The sequence below is a fragment of the Mycobacterium sp. 012931 genome (assembly GCF_000419295.1).
GTDB classification, from domain to species: domain Bacteria; phylum Actinomycetota; class Actinomycetes; order Mycobacteriales; family Mycobacteriaceae; genus Mycobacterium; species Mycobacterium marinum.
In genome coordinates this window covers 4,121,152-4,138,319 of record NZ_AOPX01000001.1, presented here as the reverse complement: position 1 = coordinate 4,138,319, position 17,168 = coordinate 4,121,152, and the positions used below count along the sequence as shown (strand labels likewise).

At 65.8% G+C, this 17,168-nt stretch carries 16 protein-coding genes; 10 read left to right on the top strand and 6 right to left on the bottom strand.

What is annotated here, in order from left to right; genetic code table 11:
• Positions 1–65: 65 nt before the first annotated feature.
• Entirely contained in the window at positions 66–1,349 is a 1,284-nt protein-coding gene (locus tag MMSP_RS18140) for a CdaR family transcriptional regulator (RefSeq protein ID WP_020787807.1), read from the top strand.
• A gap of 53 nt (positions 1,350–1,402) precedes the next feature.
• Here MMSP_RS18140 and MMSP_RS18135 read toward each other — a convergent pair whose 3' ends face one another.
• Positions 1,403–2,392: a quinone oxidoreductase gene (locus tag MMSP_RS18135; protein WP_020787806.1), complete on the bottom strand. Its 990-nt coding sequence runs from the start codon at positions 2,390–2,392 to the stop codon at positions 1,403–1,405.
• Between the two features lie 19 nt (positions 2,393–2,411).
• On the opposite strand from MMSP_RS18135, the gene MMSP_RS18130 reads away from it, so the two are divergent.
• Positions 2,412–3,266, top strand: coding sequence for a hypothetical protein (locus MMSP_RS18130; RefSeq protein WP_015356094.1), 855 nt, complete (start codon positions 2,412–2,414; stop codon positions 3,264–3,266).
• Here MMSP_RS18130 and MMSP_RS18125 read toward each other — a convergent pair.
• From MMSP_RS18125 to mptB, 4 genes are all read right to left on the bottom strand, one after another.
• Positions 3,216–4,145 carry a heme A synthase gene (locus tag MMSP_RS18125; protein ID WP_011739943.1) on the bottom strand — a complete coding sequence of 310 codons (930 nt, stop codon included), beginning with the start codon at positions 4,143–4,145 and terminating at the stop codon, positions 3,216–3,218. The genes MMSP_RS18130 and MMSP_RS18125 overlap by 51 nt on opposite strands.
• A 70-nt stretch (positions 4,146–4,215) precedes the next feature.
• The gene (locus MMSP_RS18120) at positions 4,216–5,004 is read right to left on the bottom strand and encodes an ABC transporter permease (RefSeq protein ID WP_012394018.1); all 789 of its coding nucleotides are present in this window, start codon (positions 5,002–5,004) and stop codon (positions 4,216–4,218) included.
• Positions 5,001–5,960, bottom strand: coding sequence for an ABC transporter ATP-binding protein (locus tag MMSP_RS18115; RefSeq protein ID WP_020787803.1), 960 nt, complete (start codon positions 5,958–5,960; stop codon positions 5,001–5,003). The genes MMSP_RS18120 and MMSP_RS18115 overlap by 4 nt, the downstream gene beginning before the upstream one ends.
• A complete protein-coding gene (mptB, locus tag MMSP_RS18110; RefSeq protein WP_036426693.1) occupies positions 5,957–7,774 on the bottom strand; it encodes a polyprenol phosphomannose-dependent alpha 1,6 mannosyltransferase MptB in 1,818 nt (605 codons plus the stop codon). The genes MMSP_RS18115 and mptB overlap by 4 nt, the downstream gene beginning before the upstream one ends.
• An 80-nt stretch (positions 7,775–7,854) precedes the next feature.
• On the opposite strand from mptB, the gene MMSP_RS18105 reads away from it, so the two are divergent.
• The 8 genes from MMSP_RS18105 to MMSP_RS29605 all read left to right on the top strand — a co-directional run bounded on the left by MMSP_RS18105 (position 7,855) and on the right by MMSP_RS29605 (position 15,293).
• A complete protein-coding gene (locus MMSP_RS18105; RefSeq protein ID WP_086085739.1) occupies positions 7,855–8,640 on the top strand; it encodes a metalloregulator ArsR/SmtB family transcription factor in 786 nt (261 codons plus the stop codon).
• The gene (gene sufB, locus MMSP_RS18100; protein ID WP_012394022.1) at positions 8,637–10,082 is read left to right on the top strand and encodes a Fe-S cluster assembly protein SufB; all 1,446 of its coding nucleotides are present in this window, start codon (positions 8,637–8,639) and stop codon (positions 10,080–10,082) included. The genes MMSP_RS18105 and sufB overlap by 4 nt, the downstream gene beginning before the upstream one ends.
• Positions 10,079–11,278: a Fe-S cluster assembly protein SufD gene (gene sufD / locus MMSP_RS18095; RefSeq protein WP_020787800.1), complete on the top strand. Its 1,200-nt coding sequence runs from the start codon at positions 10,079–10,081 to the stop codon at positions 11,276–11,278. The genes sufB and sufD overlap by 4 nt, the downstream gene beginning before the upstream one ends.
• Positions 11,275–12,057, top strand: coding sequence for a Fe-S cluster assembly ATPase SufC (sufC, locus tag MMSP_RS18090; RefSeq protein ID WP_020787799.1), 783 nt, complete (start codon positions 11,275–11,277; stop codon positions 12,055–12,057). The genes sufD and sufC overlap by 4 nt, the downstream gene beginning before the upstream one ends.
• Positions 12,058–12,059: 2 nt before the next feature.
• Positions 12,060–13,313 carry a cysteine desulfurase gene (locus tag MMSP_RS18085; protein WP_036426691.1) on the top strand — a complete coding sequence of 418 codons (1,254 nt, stop codon included), beginning with the start codon at positions 12,060–12,062 and terminating at the stop codon, positions 13,311–13,313.
• The gene (gene sufU, locus MMSP_RS18080; protein WP_085979812.1) at positions 13,310–13,807 is read left to right on the top strand and encodes a Fe-S cluster assembly sulfur transfer protein SufU; all 498 of its coding nucleotides are present in this window, start codon (positions 13,310–13,312) and stop codon (positions 13,805–13,807) included. The genes MMSP_RS18085 and sufU overlap by 4 nt, the downstream gene beginning before the upstream one ends.
• Positions 13,800–14,147, top strand: coding sequence for a metal-sulfur cluster assembly factor (locus MMSP_RS18075; protein ID WP_011739953.1), 348 nt, complete (start codon positions 13,800–13,802; stop codon positions 14,145–14,147). Before sufU ends, MMSP_RS18075 begins: the two co-directional genes overlap by 8 nt.
• Before the next feature lie 183 nt (positions 14,148–14,330).
• A complete protein-coding gene (locus tag MMSP_RS29605) occupies positions 14,331–15,293 on the top strand; it encodes a PE domain-containing protein (protein ID WP_304412617.1) in 963 nt (320 codons plus the stop codon).
• Here the strand turns inward: MMSP_RS29605 and MMSP_RS18065 are convergent.
• Complete coding sequence (locus MMSP_RS18065) at positions 15,265–17,094, bottom strand: acyl-CoA dehydrogenase (protein WP_011739954.1); 1,830 nt, start codon at positions 17,092–17,094, stop codon at positions 15,265–15,267. The two genes, MMSP_RS29605 and MMSP_RS18065, sit on opposite strands and share 29 nt — an antisense overlap.
• Between the last annotated feature and the right edge of the window lie 74 nt (positions 17,095–17,168).

Genomic DNA, 17,168 nt, shown 5'->3' with positions numbered 1-17,168 from the left:
CCGCGAGCTGCTCTATGCAGTACAAAGAGCCGATGAATTTGGCCCAAGTGACTTAATATCGTCCTGTGAAGTCACGCGAGTTATCGCCGCGGGTGCGTGACCTGATCCGTGAAGCGGCGCGGGTTGCGCTCAACCCCAGTCAACAATGGCTCGAAGAATTCGACCGTGCGACGCTGGCCGCAGCGCCGCCAATCGCCGAGAACCCGGATTTGGCGACCGTCATCAGCCGGGCGAGTCGCGCCAACCTACGCCACTTCGCGGCGTCCAACCTGCGAAATCCGGGCGACCCGGTACCGGCGAACCTGGGTGCCGAGCCGCTGCGGATGGCCAGGGATTTGGTACGCCTCGGCCTTGACACGCTGGCTCTCGATGTCTACCGCGTCGGGCAAAACGTGGCTTGGCAGCGGTGGACCGACATTGTGTTCGGCCTCACCACCGACCCCCAGGAGCTGCGCGAACTGCTCGATGTGCCGTTTCGGTCGGCGGCGGCGTTCATCGACACCACGCTTGCGGGCATCGCCGCGCAAATGGAGCTCGAGCACCACGAGCTGTCGCGCAATATCTGCGCCGAGCGCCGCCGCATTGTCGTGCTGCTTCTCAATGGCGCACCCATCAGCCGCGATTCCGCCGAATCCCGGTTGGGTTACCCCCTGGATCGGTCGCATACCGCCGCCATCATTTGGAGTGACCGCCCCAACGGTGACCACCGCGACCTGGACCGAGCCGTGGACGCGTTCTGCAATGCCGTCGGGTGCGCAAGCTCGCTGGCCATCATGTCTGCCGCCACGACACGCTGGGTCTGGGTGCGTGACGTAGATGTCTTCGACTGCAGTCAGATTCGTCAGGTGATGCGCGAATTGCCGCACGTGCGCATCGCCATCGGAACCACCGAACCGGGAGTTGACGGGTTCCGTCGTAGCCGCCGCGATGCGCTTACCGCCGCACGCATGTTGATCCGGCTGCGCTCACCCCAGCAAGTTGCCTTCTTCGGCGACGTCGAGATGATTGCCCTGCTCACCGAGAACCCGGACGGTGCGGATGAATTCATCAAGAACACGCTCGGCGACTTCGAGGAAGCCTCCCCGGCTCTGCAACACACCCTGCTGACCTTTATCAGCCAACAGTGCAATGCATCTCGTGCCGCGCGGCTGCTGTACACCCATCGCAACACGTTGATGCACCGACTCGAAACCGCGCAGCGCCTGCTTCCCAAGCCTCTCGAGGACACCACGGTTCGCGTTGCCGTCGCTCTCGAGGTTTTGCAGTGGCGCAGCAAACAACCCGGCAATCCCGCCGCGAGTGGGGCAGGCAAACCAGACGACCGCACCCCGCCGGAACAGCGGCCCTGAGTCTGGGGGCGTCCGGCGCTTCGGCAGTTGCTGCCCGAGTTGCCCCGAAATGGCTAGGGCAACAACACGACCGACCCAATAGTCTTGCGGGCTTCCAGATCTTGATGGGCCTTCATCGCATCGGCCAGCCGATACCGCCCGCCAACCTCGATGGTGATTACCCCGCTGCTGATCGCGTCGAAAAGTTCGCTGGCCCGCCAGCTGAATTCCTCGGCGGTGCGGATGAAGTGGAACAGCGACGGACGGGTGAGATACACCGAGCCGGCCGCATTGAGCCGTTGCGGTTCGACTGGAGGAACGGGACCACTGGCGGCGCCGAACAATGCGAGCGTCCCGCGTACGGCCAGGCTGGCCAGGCTGGCGTCGAACGTCGTTGCCCCGACTCCGTCGTAGACGGCGGCCACACCGGCACCATCAGTCAGGGCGCGCACCTGTCCGCCGAACTGCCAAGCGTCGGTAGGGTAGTCCAGCACTTCGGCCGCGCCGGCATCCCTGGGGAGCTTGGCCTTTTCCGGAGTTGAGACGGTGCTGATCACCCGTGCCCCCAGGTGAGTAGCCCATTGCGTCAGAATCAGCCCGACGCCGCCGGCGCCGGCATGCACCAAGATGGCGTCGCCGTCGGCAACCGGGTACACCGACTTCAGGAGATAGTGCGCGGTGAGGCCCTTCAGCAGTGCCGATGCGGCCACTTCGGCGCTGACACCGTCGGGCACCTTGGCGGTCAGAGCCGCCGGTGCAGTGCAGAATTCGGCGTAGCCGCCGTTCGCGGAGGCGCCGACCACGCGGTCGCCCACAGCAATCCCGCCGGCATCGGCCGCCGTGGCGCCCGGGCCGAGGGCTACCACGGTTCCGCATACCTCCGAGCCGATGACGAACGGGAGCTCCCGTGGATAACTTCCCGACCGGAAGTAGGTGTCGATGAAGTTGACACCGATCGCCTCGGCCTTGATCACCAGCTCGCCATGACCGGGCTCGGGTTGCGGCCGCTCGACGTAGCTGAGGACTTCGGGACCGCCTGTTTGGCTGACTTCAATTGCGTGCACGCCGCTATCATGCCCGACCATGAAGTTGGCCCGGCCGGACGTCTTCCATCCGCGCGTCGTCTTGGCGGGTTGGCCGCACCAACCAGCCGGTGATGGCGACGACGCCGGGCTGGTTGCGGCCCTGCGCCGCCGCGGTCTGCACGCGCATTGGTTGTCGTGGGACGATCCCGACATCAGTGGCGCGGACCTGGTGATCCTGCGGGCCACCCGCGACTACGCCCGTCGGCTCGACGAGTTTGTGGCCTGGACCGGCGGCGTCCGCAATCTGCTCAACCCGCCCGCGGTGGTGGCCTGGAATGCACACCGGCGCTACTTGGACGACCTGGCGAACAGGGGCGTGCCGATGCTACCCAGCCAGATGTGCCGGCCGGGGGAGCGGTTGCGGTCGCTGCCAGCACCTCAGGTGTTCATCGGCCCCGGCGTAGGCACCGGCACGCGGCGTTTCAGTGATCACGCCAAGGCCGCGGAATATGTCGATGAACTCCACGCGGCAGGACAATCGGCGCTGGTGCACGTCGGTGATCCGGTTCCCGAGGCGGTGCTGATTTTTGTGGGTGGGCGGCCCTCGCACGCGTTCACCACCCAGGAAAACGCGCTACGTCAGGGCGAGCCGGACTTCGAGATCTGGGATATCGGTGCTGCGGCGTTGCGGGCCGCGGCCGCCGCGGCCGGCGTGCAGGCGGGGGAGCTGCTCTGCGCCCGGGCCCACCTGGTCGGTACTCGGCTACTGGAACTGCAATTGATCGACCCGTCGTTGGGCTGGCGGCGCTTGGACACAGCCACCCGAGACCGGGCCCAGCGTGAGTTCGCGCTGAGCGTCCAGTCAGCCCTGGGAGGCCTCGGCCTGGGTCCGTTCTCGCATCGACGCCCATAGCGCCGCGGTCGCTGCGGTACAGGCCGCGGCCCCCGCCACGTGGACGGCAACCAGAGCGGCGGGCACTCCCGTGTAGTACTGCACGGTGCCCACACCGGCTTGGGCGAAAACCAACACCACCAGGACGGTCAGCCGCCGCAGGATCGCGTGGGTGGCGCCGACGGCCAGGAGCCCGAACCCCAGCCCGACCAGCAACGCGAGGTAGGAAACCAGCAGCGATGAGTGCAGGTGCACCAGATCGGTGATCTCGATTTTCAGTCGCGGCACCGTCCGGCTGGGGCTCTTGTCGCCCGCATGCGGGCCGGCCGCCGTCACCAACGTGCCCGTTACCAGGACCGCGGCCAGATTCACCGCGCTGAGCACGGCGAGGGCGCGCAGCGGCCTGACCACAAGTTCGTGCGCAACGCCTTCGTCGGGCTGGCCGACTTTGGCATAGAGCAACACCGACAACCAGACCATCGTCATCGATGCCAGCAGATGGATGGCTACCGTCCACCACAGCAGCCCGGTGCGCACCGTGATGCCACCGATCACGGCCTGCACCACCGTGGAGGCCGGCATCAGCCACGCATAGACCAGCACCTCGGTGCGCCGCCGTGCCCGGGTGACGGCCAACACGGCCAGCGCCGCGGTGATGACCACCGCGAAGGTGATCATCCGATTCCCGAACTCGACGGCCTGATGGATTCGGGGCACCTCGGCGACCGCCACCGGGGTGAAGCTGCCGGGAAAACACTGTGGCCAGGTCGGACAACCCAGGCCCGAGGCCGTGACGCGGACGATTGCGCCGGTGACGGCGATGCCGCCCTGGGTCAGGATGACGGCCGCGGCGATGATCCGCTGAACGCGCAGGCTCGGGTCGGGGAGCAGGTCAACCAACCGCAGCAAGACTCGTCCGAGGGCCACCGCCCGATCGTAGCGACAACTACGTCACGTAGTAGAACGGGTATCAGGTGAAGCGGAACCAGCGCCGCGCCGCCAGCGCCGCCAGCGTTCCCCACACGGCCAGCACAACCACGCCGAACCAGTCCACCGACAGGACCATCGCCCGCGACAGCGCCTCGGTGAGCGCACCCGACGGAGTGAGCCGCGCCGCCCACTTGACCGCGGTGGGAATCACATCGGTTTCGACCGTCAGCGCGCCGAAGCCGGCGAACACGAACCACATCAGGTTGGCGACCGCCAGCACGATCTCGGCCCGTAACGTGCCGCCGAGCAGCAGGCCGAGAGCCGCGAAACCGGCGGTACCCAGGGCAATCACCGCGCCACCCAGCGCCAGCGCGGCCAGCGCCGGGCGCCAGCCCAGGGCGAAGCCGATGGCGCCCAGCACGATTGCCTGCAGGAACACCACGGCGACGACGGCCAGCGACTTGCCGGCGATGATCCCCCAGACGGGCAGCGGGGTTGCTCCGAGCCGTTTGAGTGCCCCGTATCGGCGGTCGAATGCCACCGCGATGGCCTGCCCGGTGAATGCGGTGGAGATCACGGCCAGCGCCATGATCACCGGCACAAAGGTGGCGGCTCGGTGCTGGCCGAAAGAGCCGAGGGGCAGCAGTGTCAGACCAATCAGCAGGGTGATCGGGATGAACATGGTCAGTAGCAGCTGCTCACCGTTGCGCAGCAGCAGTTTCAGCTCCAGACCGAACTGAGCGGCCAGCATCCGGGGCACGGCACTCGGCCGCGGGTCCGGGGTGAAGGTGCCTACGGGAAAGGTGCCTTCGCCGTTGGTCTGCGTCACGATCGCAACTTCCTACCGGTGAGATCGAGGAACACGTCCTCGAGGCTGCGTTGCTCGACCCGCATGTCGGTGGCCAGGACGTCGATGCGCGCGCACCACGCCGTGACCGCCGCCAGCACCTGCGGATCGACGTTGCCTTCGACCAGGTATTCGCCCGGAGTCACCTCGGTGACCCGGTAATCCTCCGGCAGCGCCGACACCAACAACGACAGGTCAAGCCGCGGTGGCGCGGTGAATCTCAATTGGTCTTTAGCGCCGCTGCGCATCAATTCGCTCGGGGTTCCCTCAGCCACCATGACGCCATGATCGATGATGACCAGCCGGTCGGCGAGCTCCTCGGCCTCCTTGAGTTGGTGGGTGGTCAGCACCACCGTCACCCCGTCGCGGCGCAGGGCGTCGATCAATTCCCACACCAACAGGCGGGCATGAGCGTCCATCCCGGCGGTGGGCTCGTCCAGAAACACCAGCTCGGGACGCCCCACCAGGGCGCAGGCCAGGGCGAGGCGCTGCTGTTGTCCCCCGGACAGGCGCCGGTAGGTGGTCCGTGCCGCATCGGTCAGTCCGAGGGTGTCCAACAACCAGCGTGGATCTAGCGGGTCGGCGGCGTAGGAAGCGACCAGGTCGAGCATCTCGCCGGCGCGTGCCGCCGGATAGCCGCCCCCGCCCTGCAGCATCACACCGATGCGGGGCCGCAGGCGTGCGTTATCGGCGATCGGGTCCAGCCCCAGCACCTCGATGCTGCCGGCGTCCGGGCGCACGAAGCCCTCACACATCTCGACGGTTGTGGTCTTCCCGGCTCCGTTAGGCCCCAGCAGGGCCATCACCTCTGCGGCGCGCACCTCCAAATCGAGGTTGGAGACCGCCGTCACAGAGCCGTACTGTTTGCCGACCCCGCGCAGCCTCACCACGATTTCGGTGCCCCGGCCTGCTGCGGGGTATTTGGGGTCCGAGCTCACGTCGAGTCAGCGTAGGCGTCGGTTGTCGACGTCGGTCGCCGGGTCGCCGGAGGCTTGGCGGCCGGGTCCGCGGTCTCCGGCTGATTCGATTCGCCCTGTTGGTTTGGTTCGGCCTGCTGACTCGCTTCCGCCGGTTGGGTCACCTCGGCCGGAGGGGGCGACTCGACCGGCAGCGCCCTCCAAGGCAACCGGTGGTAGGTGAGGGCCATCAGCACCAACACGATGATCGCGCTGGCCAGGGTGGCATCAACGATTTGGAATAGCGCGAACCGATCGCCATTGGCGGTAGGGCCGAAGATGCCGACGATGAGGGTGATGATGATGGTTGCCACCCGGAATCCGGTGCGGGTGGCCCAGGCGGCCATCGGAATGATCGCCCAGAGCAGATACCAGGGCTGCACAACCGGAAACAACAGCACCGTGAGGCCCAGCGCGACGCCAAGCCCTCCGATCGGGTGCAGGCGGCCGCGGAACACGGCGAGCAGCAGCCAGCTGACCATCACCATGATGATCAAGACGCCCATGGCGCGGGTCAGCGACAGCACCGCGGTGGTGTGATCACCCAGGCGCAGCAGGATCCCGACCTGCCCGGTGCCCAGCGCCAGCAGCGTTGGCGGCGACATCCAGCTGCGCACCACGTTGGCGGTTCCCAGGGTGGACATCCAGCCGAACCCCAGCCCGCTGGCCCAGCCGACCACGGCCATCACCGACAGCGCCAGCGCGGACATCGCGCTGCCGCACACCAGCAGCGCCTTGATCGTGCCGCCATAGCGGTACGCCAATGCCATCGTGATAAAGCCCAGCGCCAGCAGCGACGGCAACTTCACCTGCGACGACAGCGCGATCAGGATCGCCCCGCCCGCCAGCATGCCCAGCGGTTCCCAGGCGGCGGCACGAGCCTTGATTGCCCGGCTGCGCTCCGCGCTACTGGCGCGCCTGGGCGCCGGACGGGGCCGCCCGGAAAGCGGTATGAGCCGCGGCGCGTCAAGACCTCGCAGCGCGAACTCGGCGCCGGTCAGCATCAGTCCGAGCATCAGTGCCTCGTTGTGGATGCCGGCAACCAGGTGCATGAACAGCAGCGGATTGGCCGCGCCCAGCCATAGCGCGCTGACCTCGGCCACCCCGCAGCGTTGGGCCAGGCGTGGGGTTGCCCACACGATCAACGCCACGCCGATCAACACCACCAGTCGGTGGAAGAGCACCGCGGCGACGATGTTCTCGCCGGTCAAATCCGAGATTCCGCGGCCGATCCACAAGAACAGGGGGCCGTAGGGTGCCGGCGTTTCCCGCCACAAGCTGGGGACCGACAGCGTGAAGACGTGGCCCAGTCCCAGACCCGATGCCGGTCCCACCCGGTAGGGGTCCAGCCCGTCCCTCGAGATCTGGCTTTGGGCCAGGTAGGAGTAGACGTCCTTGCTGTACATCGGTGGTGCGATCAGCAGCGGCAGCATCCACAACACCAGCGTGCGGTCCAGTTCCCCGCGCGACATCCGCCGCTTGCCCAGCGCGAACCGGCCGAGCATCAGCCAAGCCAGCGCCATCATGACCGCACCGGTGGTCGTCATGGTCAATGACACCGTCTGTATTCGCGACGGAAGGTTGAGTAACCGCACTCCGAACGTGGGGTCCTGGACTACTGGCCTGGCGCCGGCACCCAGCGCGCCGATGCTCATCAGGACGGTTCCGGTGGCCCCGAACAGGCGAGTTCGTGCCAGTGCGGTGAGTTCGGCGGCGTTCAGCGGCGAGCCCACCGCCTGCTCGTCGCCGTGCAAGCTGGCGATCGATGAGCTCAGCGTGTGGTGGCGGGCTGCCATCAGAGCAGCGTAGCGGCACACCACGCGGTGCCGTCGCGTCGCTCGGGTGTGACCAGCGCAACCCCCTAGCCAGGGCATCCTTGCTAGACCGATGCCCGGAATTGCGTCACACTGGTGTTGTGAAAATCCAACCGGAGTTCAGTGCTGCCCACAGTGCAGCTCTGGTGGCCGGGTCGGATGGCCACACCCGCAGGGCCATCGTGCGGTTGCTCCTGGAATCCGGATCCATCACCGCCGGCGAGATCGGGGACCGGCTCGGGCTCTCGGCTGCCGGTGTACGTCGCCATCTCGATGCCTTGATCGACGCGGGCGACGCCGAATCCGCGCCTGCCGCCCCGTGGCAGCAGGCGGGACGTGGACGGCCCGCCAAGCGCTACCGGCTGACGCCGGGAGGCCGGGCCAAGCTCGAGCACTCCTACGATGACCTGGCGGCGGCGGCGATGCGCCAACTCCGTGAAATCGGTGGTGATGACGCGGTGCGCACGTTCGCCCGGCGCCGGATCGATGCCATCCTGGCCGGTGTGCCGGCCGCTGCCAGCCCTGACGACGCCGCGGTCGAAGCGGCGGCCGAGCGTGTCGCCAGTGCACTGACCAAGACGGGCTACGTCGCCACAACCACCCGGGTGGGTGGGCCGATCCACGGTGTGCAAATCTGCCAGCACCACTGCCCGGTGTCCCATGTGGCCGAGGAATTCCCGGAGTTGTGTGAAGCCGAGCAGCAGGCCATCGCGGAGGTGCTCGGCACTCACGTACAGCGGTTGGCGACCATCGTCAACGGAGACTGTGCCTGCACCACCCACGTGCCCCTAACCCCGGCGCCCAGCCCGCGCCAACACCTGACGAGCACCGGAGGAGCGTCCGCATGACACTCACACCAGAAGCCAAGACCGCGGCCGAACCGCTGACCCAGGATGAGGCCATCGCCTCACTGGGCAACTATGGCTACGGCTGGTCGGACTCCGACGCGGCCGGCGCGGCCGCGCAGCGCGGGTTGTCCGAGGCCGTGGTCCGCGATATCTCCGCCAAGAAGAACGAGCCCGAATGGATGCTGCAAACTCGGCTCAAGGCGCTGCGCATCTTCGAGCGCAAGCCCATGCCGAATTGGGGCTCCAACCTCGCGGGCATCGACTTCGACAACATCAAGTACTTCGTGCGCTCCACCGAGAAGCAGGCTGCCAGCTGGGACGATCTGCCCGAAGACATCCGCAACACCTACGATCGCCTGGGCATTCCGGAAGCCGAGAAGCAGCGCCTGGTCGCCGGTGTGGCGGCCCAGTATGAGTCAGAGGTGGTCTACCACCAGATCCGCGAGGATCTGGAGGCCCAGGGCGTCATCTTCTTGGACACCGACACCGGTCTGCGCGAACACCCGGAGATCTTCAAGCAGTACTTCGGCACCGTGATCCCGGCCGGGGACAACAAGTTCTCCGCGCTGAATACCGCGGTGTGGTCGGGCGGAAGTTTCATCTACGTCCCGCCGGGCGTGCACGTCGACATCCCGCTGCAGGCCTACTTCCGGATCAACACCGAGAACATGGGTCAGTTCGAGCGGACGCTGATCATCGCCGACGAGGGTTCCTACGTGCACTACGTCGAGGGCTGCACCGCGCCGATCTACAAGTCGGACTCGCTGCACTCGGCCGTCGTCGAGATCATCGTGAAACCGCATGCGCGGGTGCGCTACACCACCATTCAGAACTGGTCGAACAACGTCTACAACCTGGTCACCAAGCGGGCCCGCGCCGAGGCCGGCGCCACCATGGAGTGGATCGACGGCAACATCGGATCCAAGGTCACCATGAAGTACCCGGCGGTGTGGATGACCGGCGAACACGCCAAGGGCGAAGTGCTGTCGGTGGCGTTCGCGGGCGAGGACCAGCACCAGGACACCGGCGCCAAGATGCTGCACCTGGCGCCCAACACGTCGAGCAACATCGTGTCCAAGTCGGTCGCGCGCGGTGGCGGCCGAACCTCCTACCGGGGCCTGGTTCAGGTCAACAAGGGTGCACACGGGTCGCGGTCCAGTGTGAAATGTGATGCGCTGCTGGTCGATACGATCAGCCGCAGTGACACCTACCCCTACGTTGACATCCGCGAGGACGACGTCACGATGGGCCACGAGGCCACCGTGTCCAAGGTCAGTGAAAACCAGCTGTTCTACCTGATGAGCCGTGGGTTGACCGAAGACGAGGCGATGGCGATGGTGGTGCGCGGCTTTGTCGAGCCGATCGCCAAGGAACTGCCGATGGAGTACGCGCTCGAGCTCAACCGGCTAATCGAGCTGCAGATGGAGGGTGCGGTCGGATGACCGTTGACAATCTGACGACGGCCGCCGCACTGAACAAAGGTGAGCTCTTCGCATCTTTCGACGTCGACGCCTTCGAGGTTCCGCACGGCCGCGACGAGCTTTGGCGGTTCACTCCGCTGAAGCGGTTGCGCGGTCTGCACGACGGCTCCGCAGCTGCCTCGGGCAGTGCCCAGCTCACCGTCGGTGAACAGGCCGGTCTGCGGGTAGAGACGGTACGCCGCGGCGACGAGCGGTTGGGCCAGGGCGGTGTTCCCGCCGATCGTGTTGCCGCCCAGGCTTTCTCATCGTTCAACTCGGCAACGTTGGTCACCGTCGGGCGGGACACCCAGCTGGGCGAGCCGGTAAACATCACCATCACCGGCCCCGGTGAAGGCGCGGTTGCCTACGGGCACCTGCAGATCAGGGTCGAGGAGCTGGGTGAAGCCGTCGTGGTGGTCGACCACCGCGGCAGTGGAACCTACGCCGACAACGTCGAGTTCGTGGTCGGCGACTGTGCCCGGCTCACCGTGGTGTGGATCGCGGACTGGGCTGATGACACCGTTCACCTGAGCGCACATCACGCCAAGCTGGGCAAGGACGCGGTATTGCGCCACGTGACCGTGACATTGGGCGGCGAAGTGGTGCGGATGTCGGCCAACGTGCGCTTCACCGCACCCGGGGGCGATGCCGACCTGCTGGGCCTGTACTTCGCTGACGACGGCCAGCACCTGGAGTCGCGGCTGCTGGTCGATCACGCTCAGCCGGACTGCAAGTCCAACGTGCTGTACAAGGGTGCACTGCAAGGCGATCCGGGGTCGGCCCTGCCGGACGCGCACACCGTGTGGGTGGGTGACGTGCTGATCCGTGCCGCCGCCACCGGCACCGACACCTTCGAAGTGAACCGCAACCTGGTGCTCACCGACGGGGCTCGTGCGGACTCGGTGCCCAATCTGGAGATCGAGACCGGCGAGATTGCCGGCGCCGGCCACGCCAGTGCGACCGGGCGTTTCGACGATGAGCAACTGTTCTACCTGCGCTCTCGGGGCATCCCCGAAGAGCAGGCCCGCCGGTTGGTGATCCGTGGTTTCTTCGGCGAGATCATCTCCAAAATCGCGGTTCCAGAGGTGCGGGAACGCTTGATCGGCGCCATTGAACACGAACTGGAAATCACCGAATCACAGGCAACAGAGAAGACGGAAAATACAGCAGCCTCATGACCACATTGATTATCAAGGACCTGCACGTCAGCGTCGAGAATCCCAACGCCGCCGAGGGCGAGCGCGAGATTCCCATCCTCAAGGGCGTCGATCTCACCGTGAAATCCGGTGAGACACACGCTTTGATGGGCCCCAACGGCTCCGGCAAGTCCACGTTGTCCTACGCCATCGCCGGTCACCCCAAGTACCAGGTGACATCGGGTTCCATCACGCTAGACGGCGCCGACGTGCTGGAGATGAGTGTCGACGAGCGCGCCCGAGCCGGACTGTTTCTGGCCATGCAGTACCCCGTCGAGGTGCCCGGTGTCTCGGTGTCGAACTTCCTGCGTTCGGCCGCGACGGCCATCCGCGGCGAGGCGCCGAAGCTGCGGCACTGGGTCAAAGAGGTCAAGGCCGCGATGGCCGCCCTCGAGATCGCCCCCGTGTTCGCCGAGCGCAGCGTCAACGAGGGCTTTTCCGGCGGCGAGAAGAAGCGCCATGAGATTCTGCAGCTGGAACTACTCAAGCCCAAGATCGCCATTCTCGACGAGACCGACTCCGGCCTCGACGTCGACGCGTTGCGCGTGGTCAGCGAGGGGGTAAACCGCTACGCGGAGGCAGAACACGGCGGCATCTTGTTGATCACCCACTACACCCGCATTCTGCGTTACATCCGTCCAGAGTTTGTCCACGTGTTCGTCGGCGGCCGCATCGCCGAGTCCGGTGGGCCCGAGCTGGCCGACGAACTCGAGCAGAACGGGTACGTCCGCTTTACCCAAGCGGCGGCCGCAGGGGCCTGAAAATGACTGTCTCGGTGGCGCGTCTGGACCTCGCGGCGATCCGGGCCGACTTCCCGATCCTGCAGCGCGTCATGCGTAGCGGAAATCAGTTGGCCTACCTGGATTCCGGTGCCACATCGCAGCGCCCGCTGCAGGTGCTCGATGCCGAGCGGGAATTTCTCATCACGTGCAACGGCGCGGTGCATCGCGGTGCCCATCAGCTGATGGAAGAGGCCACCGACGCCTACGAGCAGGGCCGAGCCGACATCGCGGCCTTCGTCGGTGCCGAGCCCGACGAACTGGTGTTCACCAAGAACGCCACCGAGTCACTCAATCTGGTGTCATACGTGCTGGGGGACAGCCGGTTCGACCGAGCCATCGGCCCGGGCGACGTCATCGTCACCACTGAACTCGAACACCACGCCAACCTGATTCCGTGGCAGGAACTCGCCCGGCGCACCGGGGCAACGTTGCGTTGGTACTCGGTGACCGACGAGGGGCGTATCGACCTCGATTCACTGCAGCTCGATGAGCGCGTCAAAGTTGTTACTTTCACCCATCATTCGAACGTGACCGGTGCGTTGGCGCCGGTGGCCGAATTGGTGTCTCGCGCCAAAGCGGTGGGGGCGCTGACGGTTTTGGATGCCTGCCAGTCGGTGCCGCATCAGCCGGTCGACTTTCACAAACTTGATGTGGATTTCGCCGCCTTCTCGGGACACAAAATGCTGGGTCCCAACGGAATCGGTGTGCTCTATGGCCGTCGTGAGCTGTTGGCGGCGATGCCGCCGTTCCTCACCGGCGGTTCGATGATCGAAACGGTGACCATGGAGGCCAGCACGTACGTGCCCGCGCCCCAGCGCTTCGAGGCGGGCACCCCGATGACCTCCCAAGTGGTCGGATTGGCGGCAGCGTCGCGCTATCTGGACGCCATCGGTATGGATGTCATCGAAGCCCACGAGCGTGACCTGGTTGCCGCGGCCATCGAGGGGCTCTCGGCCATCGAGGGCGTCCGTATCATCGGACCCACGTCGATGGAGAACCGCGGGTCGCCGGTGTCGTTCGTCGTTGATGGGGTGCACGCCCACGATGTCGGTCAGGTGCTCGATGACGAAGGCGTCGCGGTCCGGGTCGGGCATCACTGCGCATTGCCGCTGCACCGCAAGTTCGGCGTAGCCGCAACCGCGCGCGCGTCGTTCGCGGTGTACAATACCCGCGACGAGGTGAACCGGCTGTTGGCCGGTGTGCAGCGGTCGCTGAATTTCTTTGGGAGAGGCTGAAGTTGCGACTGGAGCAGATGTATCAAGACGTGATCCTCGATCACTACAAGCACCCGCAGCATCGTGGATTGCGGGAGCCGTTCGCCACCCAGGTCAGCCACGTCAACCCGGTCTGCGGCGACGAAGTCACCCTGCGGGTCACACTGTCCAATGACGGGGCGACGATTGCAGACGTTTCCTATGACGGGCAAGGTTGTTCCATCAGCCAAGCCGCTACCTCGGTGCTGACCCAGCAGGTGATCGGGCAAACGGTGCCAGAGGCGCTCGAGACCGTCGACGCCTTCAGCCAAATGGTGTCCTCGCGCGGAACCGTGCAGGGCGACGAGGATGTCCTGGGCGACGGAGTTGCGTTTGCCGGCGTCGCGAAGTATCCGGCTCGGGTGAAGTGTGCCTTGCTTGGCTGGATGGCCTTCAAAGACGCACTGGCCCAGGCTATTACCGCAAATGCGCTAGCCGAAGGCGGCGAACACGTGGAGGAGGTCAGCGATGAGTGAAACCACCGCTCCCAATGAAGAGATGCTCGCCGACATCGAGGAGGCGATGCGCGACGTCGTCGACCCCGAACTGGGCATCAATGTCGTCGATCTGGGGCTGGTCTACGGACTGAACCTGGCCGAAGGAGAGGACGGTACCGTCGCGCTGATCGACATGACGTTGACCTCGCCGGCCTGTCCGCTGACCGATGTCATCGAGGATCAGTCGCGCAGCGCGTTGGTCGGCAGCGGCCTGGTCAACGAGATGCAGATCAACTGGGTGTGGAACCCGCCGTGGGGGCCGGACAAGATCACCGAGGACGGGCGGGAGCAGCTGCGCGCCCTTGGTTTTACCGTCTGACTCGACGCTCCGTCGGCCCGCGCCGGCCGACAATCTGTCGCCATACAGTTGGTCATTAACCTGTATTGTTTCTGGCCTATGCTCGGCCGTGGCCAACATCTAGACTGTGACTTCGACCACACTGTTCCAAGTCGACTTACCGGCTAGGTGTGGCATCCGTCGCTGGCGAGTGAGGGGGCTTATGTGTCTCTTCTGGTGGTGGCGCCCGAGCTGGTGACTTCGGCGGCGGCCGACTTGCAGGGCATCGGTTCTTCGGTCAACGCGGCAAACGCGGCGGCGGCGATTTCGACCACCGAACTTACCGCCGCGGCCGCCGATGCGGTCTCTGCGGCCGCGGCAACACTGCTGGGAGGCTTCGGTCAGCAGTACCAAGCGCTGGCAGGTCAGTTGGCAACCGCCTATGACCAGTTGGCCAGCAAGCTGGCGGCCGACGCGGCTGCATATCTCGGTGCCGAGTCCGCCAACGCAAATCAGCTGTTCTCGAACGCGGTCAACGCATCGACCGCCCTGGTCAACGGGCCATTTCTGGAGTTGACTGGACGTCCGCTGATCGGCAACGGGGCCAACGGCTATACCAACGCCCAAGGCATAGGGACACCCGGCGGAGCCGGTGGGTGGTTGTATGGCAACGGCGGAAGCGGTGGCAACAGCACGCATGCCGGCGTGGCTGGGGGCGCGGGCGGAAACGCAGGTCTGATCGGCAACGGCGGAATGGGCGGGGCCGGCCTGCGCGGCGGGGATGGTGGCACCGGTGGCCTGGGGGGCTGGCTGTGGGGCCAAGCCGGGGCCGCGGGCACCGGCACCCCGCTACCCGCGAACGAAATCCTGATGCGGGTGGACCAATACGGCAACCCAGTGGTGACCATCTCGGTCGGCGGGGGCCCCGGCATCGCCGTGACGGTCGATACCGGAGCCAGTGGCCTGTTGGTCCGGCCTCAAGACGTCAATCTGCAGTCTCTGGGCACCCCCACCGGTTCGGGCGCCGTCACCTACGGCAATAGCAGCTACGCGTTCAACACCGTGCAATATCAGACATATCAGACAACGGTCAGGGCTCCGGCGTTCCCTGCCCAACCGGGGGTGGGCAGACAATTTTTGACTTCTGACGTCAGGGGCCTCAGAAGGCTTCTTCGGAAATGCGCATGATCTCGTCGTCGATGGATTCGATGACGGCCCGCACTCCGGTCAGCTTCGGCAGCATGTTCTTGGCGAAAAAGGTCGCCACGGCGATCTTGCCTTTGTAGAAGGCCTCGTCGTCCTTGCTGGGGGAGTCGGCCAGCGCAGCGTGTGCGACGCCGGCCTGCACCAGCAGCCGCCAACCGATGATCAAGTCTCCGACCGCGAGCAGGTAGCGCACCGACCCGAGCCCCACCTTGTAGATGTCGGTCGGATGCTGGGCGGCCGACATCAGGTAGGTGGTCAGTGTGCCCGTCATCGCGGTGACGTCGTCGAGCGCGGTCTGTAGCAGCTCGGCTTGCGGTTTCAGCGACGGATCGACGTTGTCGATGGTCTGTGTGATCTGAGCCGTCACGAACTGCAGCGCCTGACCGTGGTCACGGACGATCTTGCGGAAGAAGAAGTCCAGTGACTGGATGGCGGTGGTGCCTTCGTAGAGGGAATCGATCTTGGCGTCGCGGATGTACTGCTCGATCGGATAGTCGGACAGGAAGCCGGAACCGCCCAGGGTCTGCAGCGACTCGGTGAGGATTTCGTAGGCCCGTTCCGACCCGACACCCTTGACCACCGGCAGCAGCAGATCGTCGACGCGGTGCGCCATGTCGTGGTCCGCGCCCGAAACCCGTTGCGCAACAGCGTCGTCCTGGTGCGCTGCGGCATACAGATACAGCGCCCGCAGCCCCTCGGCGTAGGCCTTCTGGGTCATCAGGCTACGGCGCACATCGGGGTGATGCATGATCGTGACCCGTGGCGCGGTCTTATCGGTCATCTGGGTCAGATCCGCGCCCTGCACCCGCTCCTTGGCATAGGCGAGTGCGTTGAGGTAGCCGGTGGACAGCGTCCCGGAGGACTTCACCCCGATCGTCATTCGCGCGTGCTCGATCACGGTGAACATCTGAGCGATCCCGTTGTGCACCCCGCCGACCAGGTAACCCACCGCGGGTACGTCGGTGGCGCCGAACGTCACCTCGCAGGTCGGGGAGGACTTCAGGCCCATCTTGTGCTCCAGGCCGGTCACGTAGACGCCGTTGCGCGGCCCGAGTTCCCCAGTGTCGGGGTCGAACAAGTAGTTCGGGACGTAGAACAGACTCAGCCCTTTGGTGCCTGGACCGGCGCCTTCGGGACGGGCCAACACCAGATGGAAGATGTTCTCGCTCGTGTCGCCTACGTCGCCACCGGAAATGAACCGCTTGACGCCTTCGATGTGCCAGGTGCCATCGGGTTGTTCGATGGCCTTGGCGCGGCCGGCGCCGACGTCAGAGCCCGCATCGGGCTCGGTGAGCACCATGGTGGCCTGCCACCCGCGCTCGATTCCCATTGCCGCCCATCGCCGTTGCTCCTCGTTGCCCTCGGCGTAGAGCGATTGCGCCATCGTCGGGCCCAGGATGAAGAAGCCCGCAGACGGGTTGGCGCAGAAGATCATTTCGTTGACGGCCCAGGTCAGTGGCGGAGGGGCGGGCATTCCGCCGATCTCCTCGGCCAAGCCCAGGCGCCACCACTCGGCGTCTTTGATGGCCTGGACGGTCTTGACTAGCTCATCGGGCACGCTGATGGAGTGGGTGGCCGGGTCAAATACCGGTGGGTTGCGGTCCGCGGCGGCAAAGGTTTCGGCGACCGGGCCCTCGGCCAAGCGCGCCGCTTCGGACAGGATCGTACGAACGGTGTCGGCATCGAGTTCGCTGTACTTTCCGGTGCCGAGGACGGCGCCGACATCGAGAACCTCGAATAGGTTGAACTCGAGATCACGGACGTTGGCGATGTAGTGCCCCAATGCAGTTCCCTTCGACTCGGCTGATCGGCGCTTTCCGGGGCTTAGTCTCTCCGAGCGGGCAAAACGTACGCAAC

Bases quoted from the DNA above. Each gene is read 5' to 3' on its own strand.
- MMSP_RS18130 (WP_015356094.1), top strand. From the start codon at position 2,412: ATGAAGTTGGCCCGGCCGGACGTCTTCCATCCGCGCGTCGTCTTGGCG.
- mptB (WP_036426693.1), bottom strand. From the start codon at position 7,774: ATGGCAGCCCGCCACCACACGCTGAGCTCATCGATCGCCAGCTTGCAC.
- sufB (WP_012394022.1), top strand. From the start codon at position 8,637: ATGACACTCACACCAGAAGCCAAGACCGCGGCCGAACCGCTGACCCAG.
- sufD (WP_020787800.1), top strand. From the start codon at position 10,079: ATGACCGTTGACAATCTGACGACGGCCGCCGCACTGAACAAAGGTGAG.
- sufC (WP_020787799.1), top strand. From the start codon at position 11,275: ATGACCACATTGATTATCAAGGACCTGCACGTCAGCGTCGAGAATCCC.
- MMSP_RS18085 (WP_036426691.1), top strand. From the start codon at position 12,060: ATGACTGTCTCGGTGGCGCGTCTGGACCTCGCGGCGATCCGGGCCGAC.
- MMSP_RS18075 (WP_011739953.1), top strand. From the start codon at position 13,800: ATGAGTGAAACCACCGCTCCCAATGAAGAGATGCTCGCCGACATCGAG.